At 52.1% G+C, this 15,598-nt stretch carries 17 protein-coding genes; 8 read left to right on the plus strand and 9 right to left on the minus strand.

Features of this window, described 5'->3' with window-relative positions; all coding sequences use genetic code 11:
* Positions 1-62: 62 nt before the first annotated feature.
* The 3 genes from SIB68_RS05165 to SIB68_RS05175 are packed head-to-tail and all read right to left on the minus strand — an operon-like array spanning position 63 to position 2,482.
* Complete coding sequence (locus SIB68_RS05165) at positions 63-1,025, minus strand: NmrA family NAD(P)-binding protein (RefSeq protein ID WP_063400223.1); 963 nt, start codon at positions 1,023-1,025, stop codon at positions 63-65.
* 55 nt (positions 1,026-1,080) lie between these two features.
* Positions 1,081-1,179, minus strand: a complete 99-nt coding sequence (petM, locus tag SIB68_RS05170) for a cytochrome b6-f complex subunit PetM (RefSeq protein ID WP_011130544.1) — start codon at positions 1,177-1,179, stop codon at positions 1,081-1,083.
* 28 nt (positions 1,180-1,207) lie between these two features.
* A complete protein-coding gene (locus SIB68_RS05175) occupies positions 1,208-2,482 on the minus strand; it encodes a N2,N2-dimethylguanosine tRNA methyltransferase (protein WP_063400222.1) in 1,275 nt (424 codons plus the stop codon).
* Here SIB68_RS05175 and SIB68_RS05180 point away from each other — a divergent pair.
* Positions 2,396-3,403: an alpha/beta fold hydrolase gene (locus tag SIB68_RS05180; RefSeq protein WP_081215503.1), complete on the plus strand. Its 1,008-nt coding sequence runs from the start codon at positions 2,396-2,398 to the stop codon at positions 3,401-3,403. The two genes, SIB68_RS05175 and SIB68_RS05180, sit on opposite strands and share 87 nt — an antisense overlap.
* The gene (ilvN, locus tag SIB68_RS05185) at positions 3,400-3,930 is read left to right on the plus strand and encodes an acetolactate synthase small subunit (RefSeq protein ID WP_063400221.1); all 531 of its coding nucleotides are present in this window, start codon (positions 3,400-3,402) and stop codon (positions 3,928-3,930) included. The genes SIB68_RS05180 and ilvN overlap by 4 nt, the downstream gene beginning before the upstream one ends.
* 25 nt (positions 3,931-3,955) lie before the next feature.
* Here the strand turns inward: ilvN and SIB68_RS05190 are convergent, their stop codons facing one another.
* On the minus strand, positions 3,956-4,660 hold the full coding sequence (locus SIB68_RS05190; RefSeq protein ID WP_063400220.1) for a peptidylprolyl isomerase: 705 nt from the start codon (positions 4,658-4,660) through the stop codon (positions 3,956-3,958).
* 3 nt (positions 4,661-4,663) lie between these two features.
* Positions 4,664-5,239: a photosystem I assembly protein Ycf4 gene (locus SIB68_RS05195; RefSeq protein WP_063400219.1), complete on the minus strand. Its 576-nt coding sequence runs from the start codon at positions 5,237-5,239 to the stop codon at positions 4,664-4,666.
* Between the two features lie 190 nt (positions 5,240-5,429).
* Between SIB68_RS05195 and psbD the strand changes: the two genes are divergently transcribed.
* Both psbD and psbC read left to right on the plus strand, forming a co-directional pair.
* Positions 5,430-6,485 (plus strand): photosystem II D2 protein (photosystem q(a) protein), encoded by a 1,056-nt coding sequence (gene psbD, locus SIB68_RS05200; protein ID WP_011130550.1) that lies wholly within the window; start codon positions 5,430-5,432, stop codon positions 6,483-6,485.
* Positions 6,469-7,863: a photosystem II reaction center protein CP43 gene (gene psbC / locus SIB68_RS05205; protein ID WP_063396110.1), complete on the plus strand. Its 1,395-nt coding sequence runs from the start codon at positions 6,469-6,471 to the stop codon at positions 7,861-7,863. Before psbD ends, psbC begins: the two co-directional genes overlap by 17 nt.
* 234 nt (positions 7,864-8,097) lie before the next feature.
* Here psbC and SIB68_RS05210 read toward each other — a convergent pair whose 3' ends face one another.
* Entirely contained in the window at positions 8,098-8,658 is a 561-nt protein-coding gene (locus tag SIB68_RS05210) for a nucleoside triphosphate pyrophosphatase (RefSeq protein WP_063400218.1), read from the minus strand.
* A gap of 38 nt (positions 8,659-8,696) precedes the next feature.
* Here SIB68_RS05210 and SIB68_RS05215 point away from each other — a divergent pair, with 38 nt between their 5' ends.
* From SIB68_RS05215 to SIB68_RS05225, 3 genes are read left to right on the plus strand one after another with little or no spacing between them, the layout of a single operon-like run.
* On the plus strand, positions 8,697-9,107 hold the full coding sequence (locus SIB68_RS05215) for an Npun_F0494 family protein (protein WP_081215497.1): 411 nt from the start codon (positions 8,697-8,699) through the stop codon (positions 9,105-9,107).
* A gap of 11 nt (positions 9,108-9,118) precedes the next feature.
* A complete protein-coding gene (locus tag SIB68_RS05220) occupies positions 9,119-10,624 on the plus strand; it encodes a cobyric acid synthase (RefSeq protein ID WP_063400323.1) in 1,506 nt (501 codons plus the stop codon).
* Entirely contained in the window at positions 10,621-10,866 is a 246-nt protein-coding gene (locus tag SIB68_RS05225; protein ID WP_063400217.1) for a 2Fe-2S iron-sulfur cluster binding domain-containing protein, read from the plus strand. The genes SIB68_RS05220 and SIB68_RS05225 overlap by 4 nt, the downstream gene beginning before the upstream one ends.
* 179 nt (positions 10,867-11,045) lie before the next feature.
* On the opposite strand, the gene SIB68_RS05230 is transcribed toward SIB68_RS05225, so the two are convergent.
* The 3 genes from SIB68_RS05230 to dnaA all read right to left on the minus strand — a co-directional run bounded on the left by SIB68_RS05230 (position 11,046) and on the right by dnaA (position 14,338).
* Positions 11,046-11,198 carry a hypothetical protein gene (locus SIB68_RS05230; RefSeq protein WP_155724933.1) on the minus strand — a complete coding sequence of 51 codons (153 nt, stop codon included), beginning with the start codon at positions 11,196-11,198 and terminating at the stop codon, positions 11,046-11,048.
* 1,094 nt (positions 11,199-12,292) lie between these two features.
* Positions 12,293-12,865, minus strand: a complete 573-nt coding sequence (locus SIB68_RS05235) for a peroxiredoxin (protein ID WP_063396115.1) — start codon at positions 12,863-12,865, stop codon at positions 12,293-12,295.
* A gap of 75 nt (positions 12,866-12,940) precedes the next feature.
* On the minus strand, positions 12,941-14,338 hold the full coding sequence (gene dnaA, locus SIB68_RS05240; protein ID WP_063400322.1) for a chromosomal replication initiator protein DnaA: 1,398 nt from the start codon (positions 14,336-14,338) through the stop codon (positions 12,941-12,943).
* 99 nt (positions 14,339-14,437) lie between these two features.
* Between dnaA and SIB68_RS05245 the strand changes: the two genes are divergently transcribed.
* Complete coding sequence (locus SIB68_RS05245; RefSeq protein WP_063400216.1) at positions 14,438-15,592, plus strand: trypsin-like peptidase domain-containing protein; 1,155 nt, start codon at positions 14,438-14,440, stop codon at positions 15,590-15,592.
* The last annotated feature ends 6 nt before the right edge of the window (positions 15,593-15,598 follow it).

The following is a 15,598-nucleotide window of genomic DNA, read 5'->3' on the forward strand; positions in this document are numbered from 1 at the left end:
AAAACAGATACGCGAATAGTACAAATAAACCATCCTCGCGCCAGTGTCGGATGGAGGATTCCTTAAAAAGGCAGCTTTTTCCTGCTTTCCTCGTCGAGATCTGCCTCCATCTCACGCAGACGCTTGAGGATCGTGTCGTAGTACTCGGAGATATAACTTTCAAGAGGGGTGGTTTCCGAAGGATCCAAGCCAAAGCAGGAATAGGTGTCATCCATCGGTGCATCCAAAGCAATTCCCCCTCCAGTGACCTCTGCAAAAGCAAGCCTTTCAGCCATATTCACTGACTGTTCAAAGAATGAGACCACTCTCTGGCTCAATCCGATCAGAAAAGGTGACACACGAATCACCTTGGCTGTTTTACTGCTGGACTTTTCGCAAAATTGCACAATTTCTTCGGAGGTCCAAGCCTTCGGACCCACGACAGGAAAGCTGCGGCGGATCGTTTCAGGACGCTCCAAAGCAGCCACAGCAAAACGTGCGACGTCTTGGGTATTCATGTATGCAACTGCTGTAGGCGTTTCACTCACCCAAACCGTCTGGTTTTCAAGAACAGGTATGGCGATTTGACCGATCAACCCCTGCATAAAGGCCACACCCTGCAAAATCGTGTAATCGAATGACGAATCTGCCAACAGCCTCTCGGTGCAGAATTTGATGTCCATCAGTGGCACGTTGGGATGCTTCTCAGCTGCCAACAAAGAAAGAAAGACGTAGCGCTTCACTCCTGCTTTCTCACAAGCCCTCAGCAGATTGAGCTTTCCATCCCAATCGGTTGTGTAGACACTCGCAGAATCATCGGGACGGCTCGTGGCCGCATCAATGACAGCATCGATGCCATCAAGAGCGTAATCAATAGTCTCCGGATCAAGCAGATCACCGCAGGTGAGCTCGCAACCCCACTCCTGCAGGAAAGCCCCTTTACGAGGTTTACGGACCATGCAGCGGACCTGATGGCCAGCATCAATGGCACGACGAGCTATCTGCCGCCCAAGGGTGCCAGTTCCACCAACCACCAGAACCTGCATAGGGCCCTTCAATACAAGCAAGGAGCCTATATCGAGCGACTCCAGTCTGCGAACTTCAGTCCCCCTGAAGCTTCAACAAGAGAGCACCACCTGCAAGACCAACTGGGATCAATACCCAGAAGACGGCAGCAATCCCGAAAATCTCCGAAGCCATGAATGGGCATGTGAATCACGCACACCATTTAACGCCCTTCCTGACACATCTCGTGGCAAATCCGCAAAAGCTCGGTCACTGTCGCATCGGTTCGCAGTTGTCCTGCCATCACGGCACTGCCGCAAGCCTCATGGCCAGCAAAACGCAAAGCCCTGACCAATGCCAAAACAGACGGCGGGCCAGACAAAACCAGACGCTTGGCCAGTTCAGCTGTGGACCAGCAATAGACCGGCAAGCCGATATCAGACTGCAAGCGATGCAACAGCCGAAGTGTGGCGGATGCGATCGGAACGATCGACTGTTCTGCTAACACCAACAAATCGGCCAACACAACTGGCGACTGAAGGGGGCCCAACCAAAGGGGACCGCTCACCGCCCAGCGGCCACCTCCTTGAGAACACATACACCCTGACCATCCCTTTAGGGAGAGCAGTGGTTGAGCAAGCTGAGCACCACAAGCCTCACAGCGAGCTAAAAGCCCAAGCTGGCTCTCCTCACCAGCAGCAAGTCGACGCTTGATCCTTACCGCAACACGAAAAGTACGACCTTCACTAAAGCTGATCAGAGGCTCCAAGCCACGCCCTAGCAGCCAGGCATGTCGTGCAAGAACCCCAAGCTGCAGCCTCAAAGCGATCTCCCAGCTGGCTGGGTGCACCCGAGCCGCAGCAGCCAAACTGCGAATTGCCCCTGGCCGGTCATGACCTGTGGGAGAGCGACCATCACTGCTTGCAAGCAGCAACAACCCCTCAGAAGCGAGAACCTGCAACACAGGTTGCAGAAACGCATTCGGACAACCAAAACAATCGAGATCAATCAGATCAAAACGACGCTGATCGAGGTAGGCACGGCTCAGCAGGACTTCAGCGGGCTGATGAAAAAGCTTTAGCGAGATTTGCTCTTGGCGCAGAGGGGCCAGATTCCTCTCCAAAAGAGAAGCGCGCTCAAGATCGGCATCATTCACCCACAGCTCTGGCAGCTGCTCTACTCCTGACGCCAACAATGAGGGCTTAACAGCCTCCAACCCCCAGCGCAAAGCACGAATACCGCAACCAGCCATAAGGTCCAACCAGCGCAAAGCAGGCGAAAACTTCTCTCTCCTCTGCTGCTGAAAAGCAGCCAATAAAACCGAAAGATCACGGGAAGGACGAGACTCTGGGCGGAAGAAACCACCTCCTGGCTCCAAAACGACTGAGCCTTCGCGATAGTGGGTGGTGGGTTGGTTCAAGCCGCTTTGTTTGCAACTGACTTCCAGACTGCCGAGCGGGCCATTCAAGAGACAGGTGCTGACTGGGGCGAATCCCATGATTGGTATTGGCAAGGCCTACGTTGTCACTGGCGTGTACTGGGAGCAGAGGATGCACGGCCACTCGTGCTCATCCACGGATTCGGTGCCAGCAGCGCTCATTGGCGACACAATGCTGCACCCCTAAAAGCGGCAGGATTCCGGGTCTACAGCCTTGATCTGATCGGTTTTGGAGCTTCAGCCCAGCCAGGACTGAAGCAATTTCGACGCCTCGACAATCGACAGTGGGGCAAACAATTAGCAGCCTTTCTTGAGCAAATTGTCCAGGCCAGCCCCTCTCAACAAGCAGTACTAATAGGCAATTCTCTAGGAGCACTAACGGCTCTCACCACAGCCGCATTCCGCCCAGACCTTGTTGGAGCTGTGGTAGCAGCTCCATTACCGGATCCTGCATTGGTTGAACCATTGGGCTTCCGCCCCACCCGCTGGTGGCGCCGGTTGAAGAACAAGTTGATCGCAATCATCTTCCGCCTCTTGCCTCTGGAACTGATTGTTCCTCTCATCGCACGAACGCCACTCCTTAAAGCAGCTCTTCAAATGGGCTACCACCACTCCATCCAGTTAGACCATGAGCTACTTCACCTGATCGCCCAACCTGCAAGGCGACCCTCGGCAGCTCGCGCCCTACGAGCGATGTGCGTTGGCATGACACTTCGGCCAGTTGGCTGCACAGCTCCTCACTTGCTAAAACGCCTTGCTAGCAGGCCCGATCGCCCCCCCATATTGCTTCTCTGGGGACGAGAGGACCGTTTTGTGCCATTAAAAATTGGCCATCGACTGCAGCATCAATACCCATGGATCACGCTTTCAGTACTTGATGAAACTGGCCATTGCCCCCATGACGAATCCACCCAGGCTTTTGATCAAGCCGTGTTCAGCTGGCTGAACCTTAATTTAGGGAATGATCAACAAAGGGCATGAAGCACACCCTTTCAGTGCTAGTCGAAGACCAATCCGGAGCTCTAAGCCGGATCGCAGGACTTTTTGCACGCCGTGGTTTCAACATCGACAGCCTTGCGGTGGGCCCAGCCGAAACGCCTGGACAATCTCGACTGACGATGGTTGTAGAGGGAGACGATCATGCCCTTCAACAGATGAGCAAACAGCTCGACAAACTCGTCAACGTCTTGCAGGTGCTTGATCTAACCAGGCAACCTGCAGTCGAACGAGAACTGATGCTGCTCAAAGTTTCCGCACCCGCTCACCAGCGCAGCTCCATTTTCGATCTCGTTCAGGTCTTCCGAGCGAAAGTGGTTGATGTGGCCGATGGCGCGCTTACCCTTGAGGTGGTGGGTGACCCAGGCAAGCTGGTGGCGCTCGAAAGCTTGCTGACCCCTTACGGGATCATCGAAATCGCCCGCACCGGCAAGGTCGCTCTGGTAAGGGCCTCAGGGGTAAACACCGAACTCTTAAAGGTCTCTCCGAGCGGAAGCCGAATACCGGCCTAAGTGATTGGCAATGTCTTAGGGCTTTTTATTTCGCCATTACCAGGCTGGCTTTAAAAATACGATCACCCTGCTGAATCGAATCCACCACCTCCAACCCCTTGATCACCCTGCCAAAAACGGCATAACGGCCATCAAGTTCGGGCAAAGGGCGCAAAGCAATGTAAAACTGAGCACTGGCTGAATCCGGCGCCGGAGAACGAGCCATAGCCAGAGCCCCTTTCTTATGAGTCAATTGCAATTGCAGCAACTCTCTGGGATTGGTGATCAACTTTCCATAGCGAGGCTGATCATCTGTTTTCAACTTCACTTCAAAAGGAATGAAGCGGGCCTGAGCACTGGCGGGATCGATGAAACTACCCTTCCCGTAATTGGTCTTGAGCGTTTTAGGATCCTTTGAAGCAGGATCACCGCCCTGAATAACAAAGGAAACGGGCTCTTTCACGACCCGATGAAAAACGGTGCCGTTATAGACACCACGTTTAACAAGATCGACGAAATTACCTGCGGTAACAGGAGCAGCATCACCATCCACCTCAAGGGTGATTGCGCCTCGATTCGTACTCATCAGCACATTGGCTTTGCCTTGCAAGCAGGGGCTAGTCAGCGAGGAACAAACCGCCTTGATCGATGCCGTAGTGGACTTGCTGCAGCCAACCAATAAAGGCACACAAAGCAAAATTCCCCAGCTGTTTTGACCCCGAATCAAACGCGCAAGGGATGAGAGCAACACAATTCAGAGCCCTTCAAGATTCACGTCAAGAAAACGCGCTAGCTCAGCACCATCCTGTTCTAACTGTGCGAGGGGGAGAGGCTGACCGACGCGGGTAAGAGTGATGTCTCGCCGACCTTGAACCCGCAAGGACAAGCGGCGAAGGGGATTGAAACCATCACGTACCTCAACCTTGACGGCTTTGACATCCTTGAGGGGGAACTCCGCGCTGATCAGCTTGAAATATCCGCGACGGCAAATTTTCACCATCCCGGAAGACTTGTCAAAGTTGTTGCTACCTGCACCCAAATTGATGTTGATCATTGCCCAGAGGTAACTCGCAAGCAGCAAACCTGCTATGCCATAGAGACCCATCACCAAGCCCTGAGGCACGAATAGGAGAGTCGAAGGACTGCCTATGGGAAGAAGATCTCGCCCCAAATAACTAGACAGACAAGTCAGTGTGAAGCCAAGGCCGCCGATTGTGACGATGACGGCCAAGAGCTGATTGGAGAGCCGTCGAAAACCGAGAACCGATTGCTCAAGCCGCTCCAGAGAAGCATCTCCGGCCTTAGGGGTTTCCTGGAGATCAGCTGACATGACTACCCAATATGAATCTCCATTCTGGACTGCTACAGCCCACAACGGGCAGATTTGAAGCAAGCCAAAGGAGCAACACCACTACAAGGGGTTTCAGCTCAAGGCAACTCTCTCCCAAAGGCCCCTTGGGGATTGTTAAAGTCTTCGGGTATCCCACAGCTTGCGGCAGAACCGCACCGTTTTTTTTCCCATGACGATCGCTGTAGGACGCGCGCCTCAGCGGGGATGGTTTGACGTCCTCGATGATTGGCTCAAGCGCGACCGCTTCGTTTTTGTTGGCTGGTCTGGCCTTCTCTTATTCCCTACGGCCTACTTGGCCCTAGGAGGCTGGTTTACCGGCACCACCTTCGTTACCTCCTGGTACACCCACGGCATTGCAAGTTCCTATCTGGAAGGCTGCAATTTCCTTAGCGCCGCTGTAAGCACCCCCGCAGATGCGATGGGTCATAGCTTGCTGCTGCTATGGGGCCCTGAAGCTCAGGGTGATTTCGTGCGCTGGTGTCAGCTTGGTGGCCTCTGGACCTTCGTAGCCCTTCACGGGTCCTTCTCTCTGATCGGCTTCATGCTGAGACAGTTCGAGATTGCCCGTTTGGTTGGCATCCGCCCCTACAACGCACTTGCCTTCTCAGGCCCAGTCGTTGTCTTCCTGGCGTGTTTCCTCATTTACCCCCTAGGACAACACAGCTGGTTCTTTGCTCCCTCGTTTGGGGTTGCAGCAATCTTCCGCTTCATTCTCTTCCTCCAGGGCTTCCATAACTGGACTCTGAATCCCTTCCACATGATGGGAGTAGCAGGAATCCTCGGTGGTGCCTTGCTCTGTGGCATCCATGGCGCAACGGTGCAGAACACCTTGTTCGAGGATGGAGCTATGTCAAACACCTTTAAAGGGTTTGATCCCACCCAGGAAGAAGAGACCTATTCAATGGTCACCGCCAACCGTTTCTGGAGCCAGATTTTCGGAATCGCCTTCTCCAACAAACGCTGGCTGCACTTCTTCATGCTGTTCGTGCCTGTCATGGGCATGTGGACGCCTTCGGTTGGCATCGTTGGCTTAGCAGTCAACCTGCGTGCCTACGACTTCGTGTCGCAGGAAGTCCGCGCAGCTGAAGACCCCGAATTCGAGACCTTCTACACCAAGAACGTTCTTCTTAACGAAGGTATCCGAGCCTGGATGTCCGTTGCGGACCAACCTCACGAAAACTTTGTATTCCCTGAAGAGGTAATGCCACGTGGAAACGCCCTTTAAATCTTCCATACTGCAGAATGCCGGGGGATACAGCCTTGAATCCACCGGTTACGCATGGTGGGCAGGTAATGCCCGGTTCATCAACCTTTCTGGACGCCTACTTGGCGCCCACGTTGCCCATGCAGGTCTGATGACTTTCTGGGCAGGAGCCATGCTCCTGTTCGAAGTCAGTCACTTCACCTTCGACAAGCCAATTTTCGAGCAAGGCCTGATCTTGATGCCACATGTGGCAGCGCTTGGTTATGGCGTTGGTACAGGTGGCGAAATCGTAGACATCTACCCGTTCTTCCATTGCGGGGTGATGCACTTAATCATCTCTGCTGTGTTCGGCTTGGGTGGGGTCTATCACTCCTTGGCCGGCCCTGAAAAACTTCAGGATTACAGCTCTCCATTTTTCAGGCTTGATTGGAAAGACAAAAATCAGATGACCAACATTCTTGGTTACAACCTGATTTTTCTAGGCTGGGGAGCTCTTGCTCTGATCCTCAAGGCCTGCTTCTTTGGCGGCATCTATGACACCTGGGCTCCAGGTGGTGGCGACGTGAGATTAATCACCAGCCCCACACTTGATCCAGGCGTGATCTTTGGATACGTGTTCAGTTCTCCCTGGGGAGGTACCGGTTGGATCACTGGTGTCAACTCAATGGAAGACCTCATTGGCGGCCACATTTACGTTGCTGCTCTTCTATTCGTTGGCGGCCATTTCCACATTGCCACCAAGCCATGGGGATGGGTTCGTAGAGCCTTCATCTGGAACGGAGAGGCCTACCTCAGCTACGCCCTTGCTGGTCTGAGCTGTTGTGGTTTCATTGCCACGGCCTACATATGGTTCAACGTCACCGCCTATCCATCAGAGTTCTACGGTCCATCGAACGCCGAAGCCTCTCAAGCCCAGAGCTTCACCTTCCTCGTTCGTGACCAACGCCTTGGAGCAAATATTGGTACTGCCATGGGGCCAACAGGCCTTGGTAAGTACCTGATGCGTTCTCCTACTGGTGAAATCATCTTTGGTGGAGAAACGATGCGCTTCTGGGACTTCCGTGGTCCTTGGTTAGAACCACTGCGTGGACCTAACGGCCTGAGCCTTGACAAGCTTCAGAACGATGTTCAGCCATGGCAAGTTCGCCGTGCTGCTGAATACATGACCCACGCCCCCAACGCCTCCATCAATTCAGTAGGTGGCATCATCACCGAGCCCAACTCGGTTAACTTCGTGAACCTTCGCCAGTGGTTAGCTGGTCATGCGTTCTTCCTAGCTTGGTTCACCATCGTGGGGCACTGGTTCCACGCTGGTCGCGCCAGGGCTGTTGCAGCAGGGTTTGAAAAAGGCATCGATCGTAAGACCGAACCAGCCTTGTCAATGCCTGATCTGGACTGATTCTCAACATCAAGCATCGATCTTGTTAATCGGGAAAACCTTCAACCCTCGCCATTGCGGCGAGGGTTTTTTTTCATGAAGCCAAAGCACATAAAAAAAACACAGCGCAACAATCACATGCTCAATAGAACCTGAAGAACAACAACTTGCCTCAAAAAACCACAGCAATGATCAACCTTAACAATTGAAAAATCAACGCCAAGCTTTCAATAACTCACTATCAGTTAATCCAACTTATTCATTAATAACTAGCAACCATCGCCGCAACAGGGGCAAACTCAAGCCAATCACATTGCTAAAACAACCCTCAAGGCGCTCCACCATCAAGCCACCCTGACCCTCAAGAGCAAAGCCACCCGCGCATAACAATGGTTCACCAGTAGCCACATAAGCCTCGATCTCAGAATCACTCAAGGCAGCAAACAGCACACGTGTCGTTACTGTTTCGCTGAGGCGCTCACCATTAACACTGAGCAAACAGTGACCGGTATGCAAAAGCCCCCACGCCCCAGCCATTCGCTGCCAACGGCTACTGGCTTCCAGCGCCGTGGCTGGCTTGCCAAACACTGTGCCATCAAACTCCAACACTGAATCGCAGCCAAGCACCGGCAAAGCCGCCTTAATTTGTTCATGCACCACCCCAGCCTTCGCCTCCGCTAAATGCTGGACAAGCCGCACTGGATCAAGATGGTGGATAGTCTCTTCATCAACCCCACTCACCATCACTTGATGGGGAATCGCGGCCTGTTGAAGCAGTCGACGGCGGGCTGGAGAAGCCGAGGCAAGCATCAACACAATTACAGCAGCGAGAACAAGTTCTTAGGCTGCCATTAATGGTCGACCTTGCCTCCGTTGCCATGACAAGCGAGATGGAATTGCTTGACATGCGCAGCAAAAAACGTGCTGCCCAAGCCATGCGTTGTCTACGGTTTGACACCAGGTTTTATACCGATGCCCAAGCAACAGGGCTCAATGCTGAGAGCGTTTGGCAGCAAGCCCGGCAATACTGCTTGCCTGGATGCAGCTGGTTTCAGCGTGCTGATGCTGTTGAAGCCGATTTTCGCTGGTTGATTACCGTTGGTGTGTTGCGCCGTGAAGTCGATGGGCAGGGGTTGACAGCGAAAATCCGTCTCACCCCCTTGGGCCGCCAGCTACTTGAACAGTCACCAGGGTTACCAACACAACGAGCTGGGATTTTCGAACGACTGCAACACAATCTGCGTCGACTTTGGCCCAGACAATGAGCACCGATGGGATGTCGACCCCCCTGATGGTGTTAGGCACATCCAGTGGCGCTGGTAAATCATTAATGTCTGCCGCTCTCTGCAGGCTGCTGCTTCGTCGAGGCGAAACTCCCATACCCTTCAAAGGGCAAAACATGAGCAACAACGCCTGGGTTGATGAGAGCGGCGGAGAGATGGCCTATTCACAAGCCCTGCAAGCTTGGGCGGCAGGACTCAAGCCCCAATGCGCCATGAACCCTGTGCTGCTCAAACCCCAGGGAGACAGCACCAGTGAAGTCATCCATCTGGGTCAAAGCGTTGGCACGGCGCGTGCCGAGACCTACTACGAGCAATGGTTCCGTCCTGGATGGAGCGTCATCCGTGAGGCGCTAAAAAACCTTCAATGCTCTTATACCCATGGCCGGCTTGTCTTGGAAGGTGCAGGCAGCCCAGTGGAAGTCAACCTGCAACGGCGAGACCTCACCAACCTGCGATTGGCTCAGTTCCTGCGTGCCCGCTGTTTGCTCGTTGCCGATATCGAACGCGGTGGTGTTTTTGCCCAGATCATGGGAACCCTGTCTTTACTGAAGCCGGTAGAAAAGCAGTTGATACGCGGGCTACTCATCAATCGTTTCCGTGGCCGACGCGAACTTTTTGATGAAGGGCGCGATTGGCTAGAAGCCGAAACCGGAATTCCCGTCATCGGTGTAATGCCATGGCTGGAAGAGCTCTTCCCGCCCGAAGACTCCCTTGATCTACTGGAGAGAAGAGGCAAAAAAAATGATGCCGAGATCGAAATCGCTGTCTTGAAATTGCCATCCCTAAGTAATTTTTCCGATCTCGATCCATTAGAAGCAGAACCCACAGTTCAGCTGCGATGGGTTGAACCCGGCACATTCCTCGGGATACCAGATGCTGTCATCATTCCCGGCAGCAAGCAGACACTGCGCGATCTAAATTCGCTAAACCGCAGTGGTTTAGGACGTCAGTTGCAAACCTACGCCCAAAGCGGTGGGCATGTGTTTGGCATCTGTGGCGGCATGCAAATGCTTGGGCGAACTCTGGCAGATCCACTAGGTCTGGAAGGCGTCACAACAACAGAACCATCAAGCAGCATGGCAGGACTCAATCTGCTGCCTGTAGATACCGTTTTTAAACGCAGCAAGGCTCTAAGACAATGCCAAAGGATTACCCAGTGGCCAGACAATGCCAAGGTGAAGGGGTTTGAATTACACCATGGCAATAGCCAACTCATTCAAGGGAGCCATGAGTCTGTCCTCCCTATGGCTGACGATCCCTCAATGGGTTGGGTCAGTAAAAAGGAGAGCTGCGGCCAAGTCGCGGGAACTTACCTGCACGGGATTTTCGAGAATGGTCGCTGGCGAAGGCTGTGGCTCAATCTGATACGGAAGCAAAAGGGTTTAGCAGACTTGCCGACCGATATATCCAACCATGAGCAACAAAGAGAACAACTACTCAATCGTCTCGCAAATGTTTTCGAAGAACATGTCAACATCAACCCACTGCTGGGAACATGACAATCTCTAAGATTGAGATTCAATGGCCCAATGGCACAAGATCCCTTACAGAACCAGGGATTGATTGGCTCCAGGTTGCTCGAGACGCAGGAATCATCATTCCCACAGGTTGCTTACAAGGGAGCTGTGGTGCTTGTGAGATTGAAGTGAATGGAGAAGTGGTGAGAGCCTGCATCGCCATCGTTCCCAGAACGAAGTCATGCCAACTCAAGGTGGAGTTCGCCGATGATCCTTTCTGGTGATCTATCGCAGACCTATCAATCCTTTTTAAACAGCATTTGCCTTACAGCTTTTGCAGGAAGCAACGGGGGGTTAGCACTGATGACTTTCTACCGGGAGAAATAAATGCAGCGACTAATAGTCAGCAAGCAGCAATTAATGCCTGCTCTACTCATTATTTCTGATGCAAGCCCATTCCTACTTATGGTTTTTTCCCTAGAGACAGCCTGGCTTGGTGGCCACTTTGAAAGCAATTCTCTCTAGTTGTGACATCGGCATTGCCTACATCGACTCCTGCCATGTCTAGGCCTCCAAGCTTGCTGGTATGGCGACGTTGTAGGAGGCAGCCCCTCAAGCCTGCTTAAGCCACCTCTTGTCGGATTGAATCCTTGGCAAACACTTTTACAAGGGCATCGAGCAGCCGCTCTACTTTTGAGCCTGCTAATCAGCAAGCTGCGCTGTCCATAGCTTCTCCTTCCTCAAGCATCTCTTGATGACTCTGATGCCATGAAAGATCAACAGCTCGCTAAAGTGATTGCAACAAATAAAAGAACGTGCTTCCTGAAGTAGGCGCCTCAGCGCATGTGGTGAATTGCTTTAGGGCAAAATATACCAACATTAGCCTCGACAACTTTGCACATTTATGGGTCACCAAACCAGCTGAGAAGCTTGCGAATCGATACCTTAAGGAGGTAGGTGAATCCGAAGATATTGCCCACTGCCTCAGACATCGATTTTTCCTAGAAAGGCTTCGAGAGTTCCACATTCAAGCAACAAATGGAGTGTTTATCAATATTGGCGCCGGGTTCACCAATTACCCCTATCTAATCAACACTCCCATAGCATCCTGCGAAGTAGACAAGCCCAACCTGATCAAGTCAAAGCAGCAAAGAATATAGAAGCTTCAATCATCTCGGCAGCTCCCAGAAAGAGACATTCTATTCCTCTGTACAACAGACCTCAACAACAGCAGCGAAAACAAAAAACTATTCGACTCATTACGCCAATGGATAGGATCACGCCAATCATTTATCCTCATGGAAGGGCTTTTATACTGACTTTCGCAAGACTCAGTTAATTCACTTTTTAAACATCTACAGCAAACACAAATAGCCGGAAGCCTTCTCGCACTGAATGCATTCAAACCAAGCGAAACTTCTAAGGCAATGTTTCAAAGACCAAGGAAATTCAGCGAGAAAGACTACGGGATAGGAAACTTTCCCCCAATACACTCAGCGAAACATTCCACGAGAATCTCTTAGGCTACAAATTGATCGACCAAGCAAATTACATCAGCCTCTCAAAGCAACTTGACGAAATCAAAGAGCTTGGCGATAAAGACTCAGTACTAGAAGAGGATTGCTACTTGTTACGTAAGCTATAGAGGGGAGTAGGAAAACAGATGATCAATTTTATATGTAATAAACAGGCAAGAGAAAAGTGAGGGGTTTAGCCCTCAAACTCACGGCGCGGGGAACTAACACCAGCTGGTTGCACACCCTTCATGTAAGCGAGCATCGTATCGGCATCAGAGACCTCAAACGGGTCACCATCAGCATTATCACTAAAGCCTGGCTCGACAAACATTTTTTCAATATTACAATCATTCACTAGCATCGAATAGCGCCAGGAACGCAAACCAAAGCCTAGGTTGGATTTCTCAACAAGCATACCCATTTTACGAGTGAACTCTCCATTTCCATCAGGGAGCATAAAGATATTCTTAGTGCCCAAATGTTTGCTCCACTGGAACATTACAAATGCATCATTCACTGAAAGACAGACAATCTGATCAACACCTTGGGCAACAAGTTCTGCATGCAACTCCTCATAACGTGGCAAATGATTGGATGAGCACGTAGGTGTAAAAGCTCCTGGTAGGGCTAACACCACCACCTTGCGCCCCTTAAAGATTTCAGCACTAGTCAGGTCTTGCCAGCGGAATGGATTAGACCCGGGCACAGATTCATCGCGCACGCGAGTCTTGAAGGTGACATCTGGAACGCTTTGAGGGAAAGGCATTGCAAGGCTGATGTTGATGCAAACAAAATCTCATACACCTCATCTAATCTTGTCAAATAATCAAATTGTTGAAACCTATCGCCCACGGCGTGAATCGATCTGCAGCAGATCTCTCACACGCCGAACCTGACTAGCCAACTGAGGATCACTGGACAACCTTTTCTCCACTTGCTCGATGGCATACATCACTGTGGTGTGGTCCTTTCCCCCAAAAGTCTCACCGATGCGAGGCAAGCTCAAATCCGTGCCCTGACGCATCAGGTACATGCCCACCTGCCGAGCATGGCTAACGGCCCGCCTTCGACTGCTGCTACGCATGTCTTGAGGAGTCACGTCAAAAACCTCAGAGACCTTATCAATCACTTGTTGTGGGGTAACGTCCACACCTTGACCATTAGGGTCAAGCATTGGCGCTACCGATTCAACTGTCATCGGCAGCCCCGTGATCGAAGCAAAGGCAACTGCCCTGGTCAAAGCCCCCTCAAGTTCACGGATATTGGAGGTGAAGCGCCCAGCGATGTACTGAATTAAATCGCGAGGCAGCATCATGCGTTCCTGTTCCGCCTTCTTCTGCAAAATTGCCATGCGAGTCTCAAGGTCAGGCGACTGAATATCAGCGATCAAGCCCATGGAGAATCGAGAGATTAGGCGTTCTTGAAGCTTTGGAATCTGACTTGGAGGTCTATCACTAGCGATCACAATCTGCCTACCTGCTTCATGGAGAGCATTAAAGGTATGAAAGAACTCTTCCTGGGTGTATTCCTTGCCTTCAATAAACTGAATATCGTCAACCAAAATCAAATCAGTGGCCCGATATCGATCTCGGAAAGCTTGCATACCATCCTTCCGAATAGCTTGAATTAAGTCATTCGTGAAGGTCTCAGTAGAAACATAAGCCACCTTTGCTTCAGGATTGATCTCAAGCCTGTAGTGACCAATAGCCTGCATCAGATGAGTCTTGCCCAGGCCAACACCGCCGCAAATGAATAAAGGATTGAACTCTCGCCCAGGAGCTTCTGCAACGGCTAGCGCAGCAGCATGAGCCATGCGACTGTTCGGCCCCACGACGAACCGATTGAAGACATAGCGCAGGTTCAGGCCTGGAAGAATCCGCCGAGGGCCACTAGAAGGGGCTACAGAGGCAGTGGTTGTTTCTGCAGTAGGCAAAGGTGAAGGGATCGGAGCCGATGTCATTGGTGGCAACACCCTCTCAGCAGAGTCTTCCTCCTGAGCCTGAACGGACACCCTCACTGACTGGCCGTAAATCTTGGCCGCAGCCGCCTCGATTGTCTGAACGTAATTCTTGCGAAGCCAGTTACTTGCAAAGCTATTTGGAGCAATCAGAGTCAACTCCCCGTCCCGAAAACCACTACAAATGGCAGGACGAATCCATGTCTCAAACGTAGGTTTGCTGAGATTGTGCTGAAGGGCCTGCTGCACCTTGGACCACAGCTCATTGCCCGTTAGCACCACATCCTTTCCTCTGCGATGGCTGAATCTACGCAACTTCTATCGAGCAAGCCGTCTTTAATAAGACCCTGATGTTCTCGTTCCCTGGCACCTGCGTTTGTCATGCCCCTTGCCCTATCTGCCCACAGGCTGCATCCGCTCAGATGGCTTGGCTTAATCCTCATCAGCATCAACCTAAGTGGCTGCAACGAAGGGTTACGTCAACGCATCGGCATTGGTTCTAAGACAAGTCCAGACAACACCCCTGTCGTCAGTGATCCACCCAAGTCAGCGCCTCTGCAGCCTGGCACCAATGTGATCGTGATTGCGGTGGAACAAGTTGGTCCGGCAGTGGTGCGCATCGACACGGTGAAACGGATCGCAAACCCCCTTGGCAACTTTTTCGGCGGCGGACCTCCCATCCAACGGCAAGCCGGCCAAGGGTCAGGTTTCATCACACGCTCTGACGGGCTGATCTTCACCAATGCTCATGTGGTTGATGGGGCAGAACAGGTATCAGTAACCCTTCCAGATGGACGCAGTTACAGCGGCAAAGTGCTTGGTGGTGATCCCCTTACAGATGTAGCCGTGGTCAAAGTCGTAGCGAAGAAACTTCCCGTAGCCCCACTCGGCAATTCCAACAACATCAAGCCTGGGCAATGGGCAATCGCGATCGGCAATCCTCTTGGACTCAACAACACCGTTACTGCAGGCATCATCAGCTCCGTCGACCGCACCAACGCCTTAGGGGGGGGGCAACGAGTTCCTTACATCCAAACGGACGCCGCCGTAAACCCTGGCAATAGCGGAGGACCACTCATCAATGCCTCAGGACAGGTGATCGGAATCAATACTGCCATCAAAGTTGCGCCGGGAGGCGGGCTGAGTTTTGCAGTACCGATCAACCTGGCCAAACGAATTGCCCAACAAATCGTGGGGAGAGGGCAAGCTTCTCATCCCTATATCGGGGTAAGGCTGCAGAGCCTTACCCCCCAGCTAGCCAAAGAAATCAACGCAACAGGAGGGGCATGCCAAGTACCTGAAGTTAATGCTGTTCTCGTTGTTGAAGTGATGTCTCGCAGCCCTGCAGACAAAGCCGGCGTGCGCCAATGCGACTTAATTCGTGAAGTCAATGGTGAGGTCGTCCGCGACCCTTCACAAGTACAACTTGCCGTTGATCGTGGGGAGGTTGGCAAGTCCATGCCGCTCACCCTTGAGCGAAACAACAAGACGATCGAATTAATCGTGAAACCAGCAGAGCTACCCCGGCAGGGGTGAATTGAA

This window comes from Prochlorococcus sp. MIT 1323, from assembly GCF_047304905.1.
Taxonomy (GTDB): domain Bacteria; phylum Cyanobacteriota; class Cyanobacteriia; order PCC-6307; family Cyanobiaceae; genus Prochlorococcus; species Prochlorococcus marinus_D.

Bases quoted from the DNA above. Each gene is read 5' to 3' on its own strand.
- SIB68_RS05165 (WP_063400223.1), bottom strand. From the start codon at position 1,025: ATGCAGGTTCTGGTGGTTGGTGGAACTGGCACCCTTGGGCGGCAGATA.
- petM (WP_011130544.1), bottom strand. From the start codon at position 1,179: ATGGCTTCGGAGATTTTCGGGATTGCTGCCGTCTTCTGGGTATTGATC.
- SIB68_RS05175 (WP_063400222.1), bottom strand. From the start codon at position 2,482: ATGGGATTCGCCCCAGTCAGCACCTGTCTCTTGAATGGCCCGCTCGGC.
- ilvN (WP_063400221.1), top strand. From the start codon at position 3,400: ATGAAGCACACCCTTTCAGTGCTAGTCGAAGACCAATCCGGAGCTCTA.
- SIB68_RS05195 (WP_063400219.1), bottom strand. From the start codon at position 5,239: ATGTCAGCTGATCTCCAGGAAACCCCTAAGGCCGGAGATGCTTCTCTG.
- psbD (WP_011130550.1), top strand. From the start codon at position 5,430: ATGACGATCGCTGTAGGACGCGCGCCTCAGCGGGGATGGTTTGACGTC.
- SIB68_RS05215 (WP_081215497.1), top strand. From the start codon at position 8,697: ATGGTCGACCTTGCCTCCGTTGCCATGACAAGCGAGATGGAATTGCTT.
- SIB68_RS05220 (WP_063400323.1), top strand. From the start codon at position 9,119: ATGTCGACCCCCCTGATGGTGTTAGGCACATCCAGTGGCGCTGGTAAA.
- SIB68_RS05225 (WP_063400217.1), top strand. From the start codon at position 10,621: ATGACAATCTCTAAGATTGAGATTCAATGGCCCAATGGCACAAGATCC.
- SIB68_RS05235 (WP_063396115.1), bottom strand. From the start codon at position 12,865: ATGCCTTTCCCTCAAAGCGTTCCAGATGTCACCTTCAAGACTCGCGTG.
- SIB68_RS05245 (WP_063400216.1), top strand. From the start codon at position 14,438: ATGCCCCTTGCCCTATCTGCCCACAGGCTGCATCCGCTCAGATGGCTT.